Genomic DNA, 14,144 nt, shown 5'->3' with positions numbered 1-14,144 from the left:
TATGGTCCGGGGTCATGGCTTCACTGGCCGGTTCCCGCTGCGGCTCTTGCGCCACCATTCGTGGATTGCACTTTTTCCGACGCGGCGATTTGCGGGGAAGTTCTGGGCGACCTCGGCGGCGATCTCTGCGAAGGTCAAGCGGTCCACCCGCGCGGTGATGAATGCCTGCAACTCGGGATCACCTGCGATCTTGGGCGGCGGGCCGGGGCGGTGTTCGCGCCGGTGCGCGCTGATCGGGGCGGCGGTTTCTGGCAGGGCGTAAATGCCCTGTTGAACGGCCTGTTCAAGTGCCGTTTCCAGCGCAGCGATGGCCCGACCTTGCGCGGCATGGCTTGCCCGCAATTCGGCCAGTGCCTGGGAAAGATGGTCGCGGATAGCTGATGTCATCGCTTGCCCTGTGGCTGGTCAATTTGGCCCGTGACGGATGGACCGCAGCCACGGGCCGAAGGTCGCGTCAACCCGCCAGAAACCGCGACCCTGTTTTCTGCCATGTCGCTCACCCGATCTGGTTCGGATCAAGCCCGAGCTGCGAACAGACGGCCAGCCGTTCCTGACCACCCCGGAAGCGCCCGCGTTCCAGCAGCTCGGGGGGCGGGTTCCGGCCAGCCAATTGCGGCGGACCAAGGTTCACCCGCACCGGCGTGGTGGCTTCCCAGCCTTCGAACAGGGCAAGGTTCTGTGCGGCCAGTTCCCGCGCCCAGCCTTCCATCGCAGGCACCAGCTTTCCCTAGCAGCGGGCACGTTCCAGCGCCGCTTCCACGCGGCCCTCATGCAGTTCGGCCAGAAGCTGCATGTAGCTGGAAGCCAGTTCCTTGGCCGGGGTGGTGTCGGTCCTGGTGCGCTGCGCCGCGTTCAGGATGTTGCGGGCACGTTTGATCAGGTCTGCCACCGGCATGTCGGCAGGCGCACCCAGGGCTTCGCGCAACATCCGCACCACCGCAGCGGCATCGCCGTCTTCGCCCGTCGGCGCATCCTCTTCGGTGGTGCAGATCGCCTTCATGGCGATGGCCGGAGCATTGGTCAGGCCCGCGCGCTTTACGGCCATGACCTCGCCCGCCTTTGTCACCATGACCACGGGGCTGATGAAGCGGTATTCCCGCCCGGCGATCTTGGCCTTGCCGGTCGGCGTCCAGGCGATGCGCGCCCAGATGCCGTCTTCGCGCGCCGCCAGTTCCTCGATCCAGCCCGCAGCCGGGGCTTCGGCCTCATTGCGGCGGTCCAGCGCATGATCCATGTCCACCGGCATTCCGCGCTGCACATCAGCCTGCGATGCGGCGATGACGGCGGCCATGTCCTTCACGACCCACGGCCCGCGCTTGTTGGCCAGATCGAACTGGCCCGAAGGCAGAAGCTGCACCCAGCTTTCCACCGAACTTTGGGCAATTTCGGGCAGGGGCACGGTGTCCACGTCTTTGAGATGTGCGGTCATGGCGATCACTCTTGCAGATAGGGCGAGACAAGCAGTTCCGCCGAGCCGCGCCAGATGTTGGTGCCGCCACCGGGCAGTTCCTCTGCGGTCAGCAGGGCGCGGGCGGCGGCTTCATGGGCGGGCGGCACCACAAGCAGGTTCGGCACCACGCCCATGATGCGCCCGCCGTCATAGCGCATCGCCTGCATTGCCGCGCGCGCCGCCGCATAGTTTTCGGGGGTCAGTTCCTGTTTCGACCCATAGGCGAACTGCCACAGGCCATAACCCGCGTTCACCCGCGCCCGGATGCCGTAAAGGTATTCGTCGTGAAAGAACACATTGCTGTCGCTGTCCTTGTTCAGCGCCTGCATCTGGTAGGGAAGGCGGGTCTGGAAGACCAACGGCTTCACTTGGCGGAAGGTCACCAGCAGGAACCACGGTGTGCCAGTGCCGCCCTGGAAGTTGGAGACGGAAACCGCATCGGTGCCGTTCAGAAGCACAGGGTGATCCGCGTCGAAGAACGGCTGACCATCATAGCAGTCTGCCTCAAAGCCGCGCCGCAGCACCTCGAACACCAGTTCGTCGGGATGGACGGCGGCGGAATGGGCCATCATGCTGATCTGCGGCGTATAGACGCCCAGCCGGTCATCCTCGATGTCTTCCCGGCGCACCCGGATCGTGGTTTCGAACTTGCGGTTGTCCGGTGCCGTTCGTACCTGCCGCATAGATGTAGAACTCGAACTGTTCCCATGCCTCGGGTGAAAGTTCTGCCGTGACGTTGCGACCTTGATACGCCGGGGCCAACGCGGGTGCCAGTTCACGGTATCGACGCCAGTGACCAGCGCATCCCAACGGCGCTTGGTCATATGCGAAGGGGCAAGAATGGCTGTGTCGGCTTTCGCACTCTCGACCTTCAAAAGGCTTGCGATTTGGCCCCATTTCAGACCCGCCCACTCATGCTTCGCAATGAACATCATGGTTTCTGCACGGGCATAGGCGGTGTTCTGCACCCCCACCGGCTTCGTGGCGAGCGCCAGATGCGCAGCATCATCATGGGTGCCCACCGGCAGGCCCATCGTTTCCGCATGGCGGGCGAGAAAGGCTAGGCGCTCAGGTTCGGGCAGGTCAGAAAGCAAGGTATATATTACTATGATAGTAGTAATTGGCAGGGTGAAAAGATGAGCGCCGATACGATTGCGGCTAGGCTGCGACTGGTTAAGGATCAGAACCGCTGGACCGTTGCGGATATGGCGAAGATGATTGGCATCTCTCGTCGCACCTTGGAAAGCTACATGCGGCGCGAGAACGCGCCGCTGTCAGGAGTTGAGGCACTCAAACAGATTGCCCTTGGGCTTAGGGTTTCCCTAGACTGGTTAGTGCTCGGCGACGTCGATGCAGCTTTAGGCGGCGTTTTGCTCGTTCGCCTTGCGGCTGAACGTGCTGCACTCCCCACACTGAAGAACCTTATTGAGATGCAACAGCGTAACGAGTTGATACCTCAACCAGAATACATGGCTCAGGAAATCGGAGCTCATGCTGCTGGGCTTGCCGAGACCATCGTCAGCAGCGGCCTGACTATGGTGCAGATCGCGGCATTCATCAAAATATCAGGTGAGGACATGCAGAAATCGCTGAGAAAGAAAATGGATGAGATGAAGGCTCAGATAGAAGAGCTGGAGAAGGCACACCCCGAGCTGAAGAAGTGAACGGCGGTCGGTTTTTTCGGCCACCTAATATTTTTCAGGCATTGATTTTATTGAATAATTTCTGACCTGATACATGCCTCAGGGGCAATATTGCCGCGATTGGGCCGAAATGTATCAAACCATGTGTCATCGCATCCCTGTAACCCTTTGAAAAATATGAGCCGTAAAAAACGGTCAATGTTCAATCCAAGTGTTACCGCTCACCCTGTACACCTGACGTGCCGCAGGTGGCCTGCGGGTTTTCGTGCGGCAGCGCAGCGGAATTGCATGGCGGCGGGCCCCCAAGACTTGATCAAAACCCGCAAGCACCCCATAACCTCGGAAGGCCGGGGAGGGTGATCCATGGATGATGCGATGCAGGGGCAGGGCGAGACGGCGCGAAAAGTGCCGACGCATGAGCTGACCTATGCGCGGCTGCGCGACATGGTGATGTTCGGCGTGCTGGCGCCGGGCCAGCCTGTGACCATTCAGGGGCTGATCCGCGATCTGGATGCGGGCATGACGCCGGTGCGCGAGGCGATCCGGCGGCTGACCGCCGAAGGCGCGCTGTCCTTGCAGGACAATCGCCGGGTGACGGTGCCGCGCATGACGAAAGAGCTGTTCGAGCAACTGGTCCATGCGCGTCTGGCCATCGAGCCGAAGCTGGCGGAACTGGCCGCGCCGAAGGTGACGCCCGCGCTGATCGCACGGCTGACCGAGATCGACGCCGGGATCGAACCGGCGATCCGGGCCGGGGATGTGCAGGCCTATCTGCGGCAGAACCACGCCTTCCACTTTGCGCTGTACGAGGTGGCGGGGGCGACGGTGCTGGAAGACATCACCCGGTCGCTGTGGCTGCGGTTTGGCCCGTCGCTGCGGGCGGTGCTGGGGCGCTATATCGACAGCGGCTTGCCGGACCGCCATGCCGAGGCGTTGGCCGCGATGCGGGCGGGCGATGCGGCGGCGCTGGCGCAGGCGATCCGCGACGACATCCTGCAGGGGGTGGAGCAGGTGCAGGAGGCGCTGGCGGCGGGCGAGGCGTAAGGGCGCGTTTTTGGCTCCGGTGAAGTGGCTGCTTTTAATTTGATCAAATTCTTGCGTCCTGCTGCGGAACCTCTTAGATTGAGGGGAGAAGGGCGCGCCGAATCCGGCCCGCGCCTCGCCGAACCGATCCGAGGACGCCATGAACAAGATCACCAACCACCTGCCCACGGCCGAGCTTCAGGCGCTGGACGCCGCCCACCACATGCACCCGTTCACCTCGGATGGGGAACTGGCGAAAAAGGGTGTGCGGGTCATCACCGGCGCCAAGGGTGTCTGGCTGAAGGACAGCGAGGGCAACAAGATCATCGACGCCATGGCGGGGCTGTGGTGCGTGAATATCGGCTATGGCCGGCATGAACTGGCGCAGGCTGCGGCGCGCCAGATAGAAGAGCTGAGCTATTACAACACCTTCTTCATGACGACCCATGTGCCCGCCATCGCGCTGGCGGCAAAGCTGGCCGAACTGGCGCCGGGCGATCTGAACCATGTGTTCTTCGCCTCGTCCGGGTCGGAGGCGAATGACACCAATATCCGTCTGGTGCGGCGCTATTGGGATGTGAAGGGCCAGCCGGAAAAGCGGGTGATCATCGCGCGCAAGAACGGCTATCACGGGTCCACCATGGGCGGTGGCAGCCTGGGCGGCATGGCGCCGATCCATGCCACGGGCGGCATCATCGACGGCATCGTGCATATCGGCCAGCCGCATTGGTGGGCCGAGGGCGGCGACATGACGCCGGAAGAGTTCGGTCTGCTGCGCGCGCGGGAACTGGAAGAGAAGATCCTGGAACTGGGCGTGGACAAGGTTGCCGCCTTCATCGGCGAGCCGGTGCAGGGCGCGGGGGGCGTGATCATTCCGCCCAGCACCTATTGGCCGGAAATCCAGCGCATCTGCGACAAATACGGCATCCTGCTGATCGTGGACGAGGTGATCACCGGTTTCGGGCGCACCGGCAACTGGTTCGGCAGCCAGACCTACAACATCAAGCCGCATATCATGACGATCGCCAAGGGCCTGTCGTCGGGCTATCAGCCGATCGGCGGTTCCATCGTCTGTGACGAGATTGCCCATGTGGTGGGCAATGCGGGCGACGATTTCAACCATGGCTACACCTATTCCGGCCATCCGGTGGCGGCGGCTGTGGCGCTGGAAAACCTGCGGATTCTGGAAGAGGAAAACATCATCGGCCATGTGCGCGATGTGGCGCATCCCTATCTGGCCGAGCGCTGGCACGCGCTGAAGGATCACCCGATGGTCGGCGAGACCAATCTGGTCGGGCTGATGGGATCGCTGGTGCTGACGCCGAACAAGGAGACTCGGGCGAAGTTCGCGGGCAAGCAGGGCACCGTGGGCTTCCGCGTGCGGGAACGCTGCTTCAAGAACAACCTGATCATGCGGCATGTCTATGACCGGATGATCATCTCGCCGCCGCTGGTGATCACGCCGGAAGAGATCGACGTGCTGATCGCGCGGGCGAAGCTGTCGCTGGACGAGGCCTATAAGAGCCTGGTCGAGGAAGGGCTGTTCAAGTGAGGTGATTCGCGCATTTCGCGCAGATTCGAACCTGAAGGGCGGGCGCGATTTTCGCGCCCGTTTCGTTTTTAGGCGATTTTATTCTGTAACGGATCGTTCCGGGCGTAATTTTGTGAAGAAAATGTAACAGACGTGTAACCGACTCGTTGCGCGGTGGAATTTTTTGCGCTTGGATCAGCGACAGGGGCGGTTCCATCAAACTGTCACACGACAAGAATAAGACGCTTAAGTCACCAACGGGGCCCTGAGGCCCAAGGGAGATGAAGATGACATTTTCGAAAACCACGGCCGGCCTGACGATCGCGGCGCTGCTCGCCTCGACCGGGCTGGTGAGCGCACAGTCGCTGGCCGAAATTGAAGCGGCGGCAAAGGCCGAAGGCATGCTGACCACCATCGCCCTGCCGCACAGCTGGTGCGGTTATGGCGACGTGATCGCCGGCTTCAAGGCGAAGTACCCGGAAATCACCGTGAACGAGCTGAACCCCGATGCGGGCTCGGCCGACGAGGTGGAAGCGGTGAAGGCCAACAAGGACAACAAAGGCCCGCAGGCGCCCGACGTTGTGGATGTGGGTCTGGCCTATGGCCCGGCGATGAAGGCCGAAGGGCTGCTGATGCCCTACAAGGTTTCGACCTGGGACGAGATCCCCGACAGCATCAAGGATGCCGAGGGGCATTGGTATGGCGACTATTACGGCGTCATGTCCTTCATCGTGAACAAGGATCTGGTCGCCAATACCCCGGCGGACTGGGCCGATCTGACCAAGCCGGAATATGCCGGGCAAGTGGCGCTGGCGGGCGATCCGCGCGCGTCGAACCAGGCGATCCTCGGTGTTCTGGCGGCGGGTCTGTCGTCGGGCGCCGCTGCGGGCGAAGCGGCGGGCAAGGCGGGCCTCGACTATTTCGCGGCGCTGAACAAGGCGGGCAACTTCGTCCCCGTGATCGGCAAGGCGGGCACCATCGCGCAGGGCGCGACGCCGATTGTTGTGGCCTGGGACTATAACGCGCTGGCTTGGGCCGACGAGCTGGCCGGCAACCCGCCGGTCGAGGTGGTCGTGCCGAAAACCGGCGTTCTGGCCGGGGTCTATGTGCAGGGCATCAGCGCCTATGCGCCGCATCCGAACGCTGCGAAACTGTGGATGGAATACCTGTATTCGGATGAAGGCCAGAACCTCTGGCTGAAGGGCTACTGCCACCCGGCGCGCTTCAACGCGATGTCGGCAGCGGGCAAGCTGGATGCCGACGCCATGGCCAAGCTGCCCCCGGCGGCGTCCTATGAGGCCGCCTACTTCCCGACGCTGGAAGAAGTGGACGCCAACAAGGCGGCCGTGACCGGCGGCTGGGATGCCGTTGTGGGCGCGAACGTCCAGTAACCGGACCTGACGCGACTGCCGCCCCGGCCCGAGACCCTCGGGCCGGGGCGTGCCATAAGAAGAAACGCCTCCTCCTCCTCTCCAACGGGACGCCCCCTATGCCCGACGCCCGAACTGCGCCTTGGCGGCGTTTGCCGCTGACCTGGCTGGGCCTTGCGCCCTTCCTGATCTTCAGCCTGCTGTTTCTGATCCTGCCCACCGCCCATATCGTGATTGGCGCGTTTCAGGATCGCAGCGGCGCCTTCACCTTGCAGAACCTGCGCGATCTGAACACCGGCACCATCCCGTCGAGCTATTGGGTTTCGATAAAGATTTCCGTCGCCTCGTCGGCTTTGGGCTGCCTGATCGGCTTTGGCATGGCGGCGGCGGTGGTGTTTGGCGCTGTGCCGCGTGCGATCAAGGCGCCGCTGCTGACGTTTTCGGGGGTCGCGTCGAACTTTGCGGGTGTGCCGCTGGCCTTTGCCTTTCTGGCGACCTTTGGCCCGGTGGGGTTGGTCACGCTGTTCCTGCGCAACAATTTCGGCATCGTGCTGAGCCGCGATCTGGGCTTCAGCATCCTGTCCTTCTGGGGGCTGACGGTCACTTACCTGTTCTTCCAGATCCCGCTGATGATCCTGATCATCACCCCGGCGCTGGAAGGGTTGAAGCGCGAATGGCGTGAGGCGGCAGAGGTGCTGGGGGCCAGTGCGGTGCAATACTGGCGCATGGTGGCGCTGCCGATCCTGTTCCCGTCGCTGCTGGGCACCTTCGCGCTGCTGTTTGCCAATGCCTTTGGCGCGGTGGCGACGGCGATTGCGCTGACCGGATCGGCGCTGAACATCGTGCCGATCCAGTTGTTCGCGCAGATCCGCGGCGATGTGCTGGGCAACCCGAACCTCGGCTATGCCATGGCCTTTGGCATGATCATGGTCACGGCAGTGGCCAATATCCTTTACATCTGGCTGCGCATCCGCGCCGAAAGGTGGCTGAAATGAGCCTTTGGGGACGCATCACCGGCTGGATCGTTCTGCTGTTCGGGCTGGGCTATTTCCTGCTGCCGCTGCTGGGGCTGACCGAGTTTTCGCTGAAGGCGCGGCGCGGGGTCTACAGCTTTGACGCCTATGCGAAAATCATCGGCGACCCGGAGTTTCAGGCGACCTTCGCCTATTCCATCACCATGGCGCTGGTGACCATTGTCTTCGGCGTGTTGCTAGTGGTGCCGACCGCCTATTGGGTGCGGCTGAAAATGCCCTGGGCGCGGCCTTATGTCGAATTCATCACGCTGCTGCCGCTGGTCATTCCGGCCATCGTGATCGTGTTCGGCTATATCCGGCTCTACAACACCTCCAGCTTTCTGCCGCTGACCGGCTCGATCATGGGCACCAATCTGTTGCTGGCCTTTGGTTATACCACGCTGGCGCTGCCCTATATGTATCGCGCCGTCGATACGGGCATGCGCACCATCGATGTGGCGACGCTGACCGAGGCCTCGCAGAGCCTGGGTGCCGGTTGGGTGACGATTCTGGGCCGGGTGATCCTGCCCAATGTGGTGCCTGCCGTGCTGTCGGGCGCCTTTCTGACCTTTGCCATCGTGATCGGCGAATTCACCCTTGCCGCGCTGCTGAACCGCCCGGCCTTCGGGCCCTATCTGGCGCGGATCGGGGCGAACAAGCCCTATGAACCTTTCGCGCTGTCGGTCATCGCCTTTGGCATCACCTGGGCCTGCATGGGGCTGATCCAGCTCGCCAACCGCTTCTCCAAACATACGAAAGCCGCGCAATGAGCTTTTTGGACATCTCGCATCTGGAAAAATCCTTCGGGTCGAACCGGGTGGTGAAGGATTTCAACCTTGCCGTGGAAAAGGGCGAGTTCATCTCGTTGCTCGGCCCGTCGGGCTGCGGCAAGACCACGGTGCTGCGCATGGTGGCGGGGTTCGAGTCGCCCTCGACCGGGGTGATCCGCATCGGCGGGGTGGATGTGGTGGGCACGCGGCCCAACCAGCGCAATATCGGCATGGTGTTTCAGGCCTATGCGCTGTTTCCCAACATGACGGTGGCGCAGAATGTCGGCTTCGGGCTGAAGATCAAGGGGGCCGGGCGCGACGAGATTACCGCGCGGGTGGCCGAGATGCTGAAGCTGATCGGCTTGCCTGACAAGGGGGCCGCCTATCCGTTCCAGCTTTCGGGCGGGCAGCAGCAGCGGGTGGCGCTGGCGCGGGCGCTGGCGCCGAAGCCGCAGGTGCTGTTGCTGGACGAGCCGCTGAGCGCGCTGGATGCCAAGGTGCGGGTGAGCCTGCGCACCGAGATCCGGGCGATCCAGCGCGAGTTGGGGATCACCACGATTTTCGTGACCCATGATCAGGAAGAGGCGCTGTCGATTTCCGACCGGATCGTGGTGATGAATGGCGGGATCGCCGATCAGGTGGGCACGCCGTTCGAGATCTACAACCGGCCGACCACGCGGTTCGTGGCGCAGTTCGTCGGGCAGTTGAACACGTTTTCGGCCGAGGTGCTGGATGGGCCTGCGGGCCGGGTGAGCGTGGCCGGGGTGCCGGTGACGCTGCCGGTGGCGGTTGCGGGGGCCCGCGTCGATCTGGCCGCGCGGCCCGAGGCGGTGCGGCTGGGGCGCGGCGCGGGCGATGATGTGGTGTTGCCCGCCACGGTGCGCGAGGTGCATTTCCTTGGCTCGGTGATCCGCATCACCGCCGAAATCGCGGGCGGGCGGGTGGCGCTGGACACGTTCAACCGCCCCGATGCGCCGCCGCCGGTGATCGGTGCCGCGGTGGAGCTGAGCCTTGCCGCGCGCGATCTGATCCCGCTGGCGGGGTAAGGGCGGCGGCGAAGCGTTTGCCTCTGGCCGGTCTTGCCCCTATCCTTTGTGCGCCAGAAGGGCGCCAGAGGAGAGGCGAAGTGCGGATCGGATATGTCTTCCTGCCGGAGCGCGGTGCCACGGATGCGGTGCTGACCGAGGTTGCGGCGCACCTGCTGGCCGAGGGGGTGCCGGTGGCGGGCGCGGTGCAGAGCAATACCGGCTGCGATATTCATTGCGACATGGATGTGCGGGTGTTGCCCGACGGGCCGGTGATCCGCATCTCGCAGCGGCTGGGGGCCGGGTCGTCCGGCTGCCGTCTGGATGCCGGGGCGCTGGAAGTGGCGGTGATGGAAGTGGCGGCGCGGCTGGCGGGGGCGCGGCTGCTGGTGGTGAACAAGTTCGGCAAGCACGAGGCCGAGGGGCGGGGGTTCCGGCAGATGCTGGCGGAGGTGGCGGGCGACGGCGTGCCGGTGCTGATCGGCATCAACAGCATGAACCGGCAGGCGTTTTTTGATTTCGCGGGCGATCTGGCCGAGGAAGTGGCACCGGAGCGCGCGCTGGACTGGGCGCGGCTTGTGGTGGCGGAGGGGGTGTGATGGCGCTGATCGCGGTTCTGACGGTATCGGATCGGGCCTCTGCCGGGGTCTATGAGGACAAGGGCGGGCCGGCGATCGAGGCGTGGTTGCGCCGGGCGATCACCTCGGCGGTGGAGATCCGGCGCGAGATCGTGCCGGACGGGCGCGAGCGGGTGGCGGCGGCGTTTCGGCACTGGGCGGATGTGGCGGGGGCCGATCTGATTCTGGCCACCGGTGGCACCGGGCCATCGCCCCGCGATCTGACGCCGGAGGCGATGGATGATGTGGTGGAGCGGCACTTTCCCGGTTTTGGCGAGCTGATGCGGGCGGTTTCGTTGCGCGAGGTGCCGACCGCGATCCTGTCGCGGCAGGGGGCGGGGACGCGCGGGAAAAGCCTGATCATCACGCTGCCGGGCAAGCCTTCGGCCATCGGCACCTGTCTGGATGCGGTGTTTCCGGCGGTGCCCTATTGCCTTGACCTGATGGGGGCGGCGCGGATCGAGACCGACCCGGCGATCTGTGCGGCGTTTCGCCCCAAAGGGTGAGGGTGGCCAATCAACCGGAGCGCGCTGCGCGCGCGCGGCTTTTTTGCCGATCCTGCGGATCGGGAGCCTCCGGCGGGGATATTTTCAAACAGAAAATGATGGGCCAGAAAATACGTGTGTCGTGGCGCGAGTGAGGGCGGCGGCGATCAGCGGGGCCACCTGCGGGTGTTCGCCGATGGCCGGGAGCAGGGGGCCGGGAAAGTTGGCCTCGGCCAGCGCTTGCGGCACGTCTTGTGCGACATGGCCCGCGCGGGTGGCGAAGAACGGCAGGCAGAGCGCCGGGCCCAGGATCTGGGCGGCGTGGTGCAGCAGCGGGTCTTCTTCGACATAGCCGGTGACGACGTGGAAGCGGGTGGCTTGGCGCAGCGCCTCGGCCATCTGTTCGGTGATGGTGGCGGAGGCGCGGGAGACCTGCGAGCCATGGGCGGCGAGGAGGAGGGTGGTTTGGGCTTCCGGGAGGCCATGGGTTTGGGCCGCGGCGCGGGCGGTGCGGGCGAGCAGGGCGGGCAGTTCGGGGTCATGGCCGAAGGCGGGAAGCTGGTGGGGGCTTTTCATCCCGGCGGCGGCGAGGCGTTTGGGCAATTGGCGGCGGGTGAAGAAGCCTTCGGCCATGAAGAACGGGTAGATCAGCGCGTCGGGCAGCGCCTTGGTGGCGGCTTCCAGTGCGCCGGGCAGGGCGAGGGTGGTGCCGCGGATCTGCCAGCCGGGCAGCCAGAGGCGCACGCGGGCGGCAAGGGCCTGCATGGCGCGCTCTTGCGGTTCGGGATCGGCGGGGGAGCCGTGGGCGATGAGGATGGCGCTGGTCATCGGGCAAGGATAGGCGGGCGGGGCGGCTTGTCCAGTGCGGGGCGTGAATTGCGGGAGGTGGGACATGGGATGGGGTGAGTTCGCGGCGGCGCTGGCGGCATTCGGGCTAAGCCATGTGGTGCCGGTGCGGCCTGCGGTGAAGGCGGCGCTGGTGGCGCGGCTGGGGCGGGGCGGCTTTGGTGCCAGCTATGGGCTGCTGTCGCTGGCGCTGCTGGTCTGGGTGATCGCGGCGGCGGGGCGGGCGCCGTTTGTGCCGCTGTGGGATCCGGCGCTGTGGATGCGCTGGCTGGCCAATCTGGCGATGCCGGTTGTGGTGGGGCTGGCCTGTCTGGCGTTGGGGGCGGCCAATCCGTTGAGCTTTGGCGGGCGGGCGGCGGGGTTTGACCCGTTGCACCCGGGGATTGCCGGGGTGGTGCGGCATCCGCTGCTGTGGGCGCTGCTGATCTGGGCCGGGGTGCATCTGCTGGTGAATGGCGATCTGGCGCATGTGGTGATGTTCGGGCTGTTCGCCGGGTTTGCCGCGCTGGGGATGCGTGGGATCGACGTGCGGTTGCGGCGGATGTGGGGGGAGGCGGAGTGGCGGCGGCTGGCGGCGGGGACGGCGAACCGGCCCTTTGGCGGGGCTTGGCGCGGCTATCGGCCCGCGCTGTGGCGGCTGGCGCTGGCGGCGCTGGTCTGGGCCGGGCTGTGGCATCTGCATCTGCCGGTGATCGGGGTCAGCCCGGCGCCGTGAGGCGTGGTCAGCCGCGCCAGACCTGTTGCCCGGCGCAGAGGGTGAGGGTGACGCGGGCAGCGTTGGGTGTTTCGGCAAGGCGATTGAGGTCGCCGGTCAGCAGGATCAGGTCGGCCTGTTGGCCGACGGCAAGGGTGCCGCGGTCGGTTTCGGCGAACATGCCGTAGGCCCCGGCTGCCGTATAGGCGGCAAGCGCCTCGGCCAGCGTCAGGCGCTGGTCGGGCATGTCGGGCGCCCAGGGCTGGCGGGTCAGCGCGCAGTGCAGGCAATGCAGCGGGTCGAGCGGCGAGACCGGCCAGTCGGTGCCGAAGGCCAGCGGTGTGCCCTGATCCGCGATCATGCGCCACGGGAAGGCGGTGGGCCAGCGGGTGCGGCCCATGATCGTGGTGGTGGGTTCCAGCGGCAGGCCCGCGCTGCCCGGCGGGTGGACCGGCTGCATCGAGGCCATGACGCCCAGCGCGCGCAGGCGCGGCAGGTCGGCTGGGGTGATCGTGTCGATATGTTCGATGCGGTGGCGCGAGTCGCGGGGGCCGTTGGTCTGTTGGGCGGCCTCGTAACCATCCAGCACCGCGCGCACGGCGCCATCGCCCACGGCATGGACGGCGATCTGCAGGCCTGCGGCATCGGCGCGGGTGGCGAGGAGGGCGAAACCTTCGGGCGAGATCAGGCGGGGGCCGTTGTTTTCGGGCTGGTCGGGGTAGCCGCCGACGACATGCGCTGTCCAGGTGTCATAGACGCCATCCATGAACATCTTGATCATGCCGAAGGACAGGTTGCCTTTGGCGGGCGTTTGCGCCTGCGCGATCAGGGCGTTCTGGCGGGCGGCATCCTGATCTTCGGTCAGGTTCATCGGCAGTTTGACGCGGATCGGCAGGTCATCGGCCAGTTCGGTGAACAGGCTGGCCTGATAGAGATTGCCATCCATGTTCACCGCCGAGGTGATGCCGTGGCGGGCGCAGTAATCGAGCGCGCGCAGGATGGTCTGCTTGTCATGGGCGCGCTGGTCTGCGGTGGGCGGGAGGGGCGGTTCCTGCCCGATCATCGCGGTGCTGTCGCGCCCGCCGGTGGGGGTGAGGCGGCGGACAAGCTCCATCGCCGCACCTTCGCGCAACTCGCCGGTGGCGGTGCCGTCAGGGGCCATCACCACCTCGGACCCCGGCGGGGTGGTGGCGCCGTGCAGGAGGTTTGCGAGGCGCAGGGCGGCGGTGTTGGCCCAGGCGGCGTGGTAATCGGTGGAGGTGATGAAGACCGGGCGGTCCGCGATCACCGCATCAATCGCGTGGCGGTCGGGGCGGGTGCCGGGGCCGAGCAGTTCGTAATTGGCGGCGTAGGCGCAGAGGAAATCGCCGGGGGGCAGGGTTTGCGCGAAATCGCGCAGGGCGGTGGCGAAGGCCGCGGCAGAGGTGACCGGGGCGAGGTTCAGTTGTGACAGCGCGGTGCCGCCGAGGAAGATGTGCAGGTGGCTTTCGGTGAAGCCGGGCAGCAGGGTGGCACCCTGCGCGTCGATGGTTCGGGCGGCGGGCGGGGCGTCGGCGGGGGCGCCGAGCCAGCAGATGCGGCCATCGGTGACGGCCAGCGCAAGCGGCGTGCCTTCGGGGAAGCGGCGGGCGTTCTGGATCAGCAGGTCGGTCATCGGGGCCTCGGGCGGTGTGCCCC

At 65.4% G+C, this 14,144-nt stretch carries 16 protein-coding genes; 10 read left to right on the top strand and 6 right to left on the bottom strand.

The features are described from left to right. Positions 1-12: 12 nt before the first annotated feature. From BMX43_RS19990 to BMX43_RS11270, 4 genes are all read right to left on the bottom strand, one after another. On the bottom strand, positions 13-387 hold the full coding sequence (locus tag BMX43_RS19990; protein WP_091301377.1) for a hypothetical protein: 375 nt from the start codon (positions 385-387) through the stop codon (positions 13-15). A gap of 109 nt (positions 388-496) precedes the next feature. After that, on the bottom strand, positions 497-718 hold the full coding sequence (locus BMX43_RS11280; RefSeq protein WP_139201566.1) for a hypothetical protein: 222 nt from the start codon (positions 716-718) through the stop codon (positions 497-499). A 9-nt stretch (positions 719-727) separates the two neighbouring features. Continuing rightward, positions 728-1,429 (bottom strand): phage protease, encoded by a 702-nt coding sequence (locus BMX43_RS11275; RefSeq protein ID WP_139201565.1) that lies wholly within the window; start codon positions 1,427-1,429, stop codon positions 728-730. A gap of 5 nt (positions 1,430-1,434) precedes the next feature. Then, positions 1,435-2,544 carry a Mu-like prophage major head subunit gpT family protein gene (locus BMX43_RS11270; RefSeq protein ID WP_139201564.1) on the bottom strand — a complete coding sequence of 370 codons (1,110 nt, stop codon included), beginning with the start codon at positions 2,542-2,544 and terminating at the stop codon, positions 1,435-1,437. 42 nt (positions 2,545-2,586) lie between these two features. On the opposite strand from BMX43_RS11270, the gene BMX43_RS11265 reads away from it, so the two are divergent. From BMX43_RS11265 to mog, 9 genes are all read left to right on the top strand, one after another. Then, positions 2,587-3,114 (top strand): helix-turn-helix domain-containing protein, encoded by a 528-nt coding sequence (locus tag BMX43_RS11265; protein ID WP_091301368.1) that lies wholly within the window; start codon positions 2,587-2,589, stop codon positions 3,112-3,114. A gap of 342 nt (positions 3,115-3,456) precedes the next feature. Next, on the top strand, positions 3,457-4,137 hold the full coding sequence (locus BMX43_RS11260; RefSeq protein ID WP_245749448.1) for a GntR family transcriptional regulator: 681 nt from the start codon (positions 3,457-3,459) through the stop codon (positions 4,135-4,137). Between the two features lie 139 nt (positions 4,138-4,276). Next, a complete protein-coding gene (locus BMX43_RS11255) occupies positions 4,277-5,668 on the top strand; it encodes an aspartate aminotransferase family protein (RefSeq protein WP_091301367.1) in 1,392 nt (463 codons plus the stop codon). A gap of 266 nt (positions 5,669-5,934) precedes the next feature. Beyond that, entirely contained in the window at positions 5,935-7,038 is a 1,104-nt protein-coding gene (locus BMX43_RS11250) for an ABC transporter substrate-binding protein (RefSeq protein ID WP_091301489.1), read from the top strand. Between the two features lie 98 nt (positions 7,039-7,136). Continuing rightward, positions 7,137-8,012, top strand: coding sequence for an ABC transporter permease (locus BMX43_RS11245; RefSeq protein ID WP_091301365.1), 876 nt, complete (start codon positions 7,137-7,139; stop codon positions 8,010-8,012). Further along, on the top strand, positions 8,009-8,800 hold the full coding sequence (locus BMX43_RS11240) for an ABC transporter permease (protein ID WP_091301364.1): 792 nt from the start codon (positions 8,009-8,011) through the stop codon (positions 8,798-8,800). Before BMX43_RS11245 ends, BMX43_RS11240 begins: the two co-directional genes overlap by 4 nt. Beyond that, positions 8,797-9,846 (top strand): ABC transporter ATP-binding protein, encoded by a 1,050-nt coding sequence (locus BMX43_RS11235; RefSeq protein WP_091301362.1) that lies wholly within the window; start codon positions 8,797-8,799, stop codon positions 9,844-9,846. The genes BMX43_RS11240 and BMX43_RS11235 overlap by 4 nt, the downstream gene beginning before the upstream one ends. Positions 9,847-9,926: 80 nt before the next feature. Continuing rightward, the gene (locus BMX43_RS11230) at positions 9,927-10,424 is read left to right on the top strand and encodes a DUF2478 domain-containing protein (RefSeq protein ID WP_091301360.1); all 498 of its coding nucleotides are present in this window, start codon (positions 9,927-9,929) and stop codon (positions 10,422-10,424) included. Beyond that, positions 10,424-10,948, top strand: a complete 525-nt coding sequence (mog, locus tag BMX43_RS11225; protein WP_091301358.1) for a molybdopterin adenylyltransferase — start codon at positions 10,424-10,426, stop codon at positions 10,946-10,948. The genes BMX43_RS11230 and mog overlap by 1 nt, the downstream gene beginning before the upstream one ends. An 84-nt stretch (positions 10,949-11,032) precedes the next feature. Here the strand turns inward: mog and BMX43_RS11220 are convergent, their stop codons facing one another. Further along, on the bottom strand, positions 11,033-11,755 hold the full coding sequence (locus BMX43_RS11220; RefSeq protein WP_091301356.1) for a CbiX/SirB N-terminal domain-containing protein: 723 nt from the start codon (positions 11,753-11,755) through the stop codon (positions 11,033-11,035). Positions 11,756-11,819: 64 nt separating this feature from the next. Between BMX43_RS11220 and BMX43_RS11215 the strand changes: the two genes are divergently transcribed. Further along, positions 11,820-12,488 (top strand): NnrU family protein, encoded by a 669-nt coding sequence (locus tag BMX43_RS11215; RefSeq protein WP_091301354.1) that lies wholly within the window; start codon positions 11,820-11,822, stop codon positions 12,486-12,488. A gap of 7 nt (positions 12,489-12,495) precedes the next feature. Here BMX43_RS11215 and BMX43_RS11210 read toward each other — a convergent pair whose 3' ends face one another. After that, positions 12,496-14,121, bottom strand: coding sequence for an amidohydrolase (locus BMX43_RS11210; RefSeq protein ID WP_091301352.1), 1,626 nt, complete (start codon positions 14,119-14,121; stop codon positions 12,496-12,498). Between the last annotated feature and the right edge of the window lie 23 nt (positions 14,122-14,144).

Origin of the sequence: Gemmobacter aquatilis, assembly GCF_900110025.1 — a bacterium.
In the GTDB taxonomy this organism is placed as follows: Bacteria; Pseudomonadota; Alphaproteobacteria; order Rhodobacterales; family Rhodobacteraceae; genus Gemmobacter; species Gemmobacter aquatilis.
This window is presented reverse-complemented; position numbering and strand designations above follow the sequence as displayed.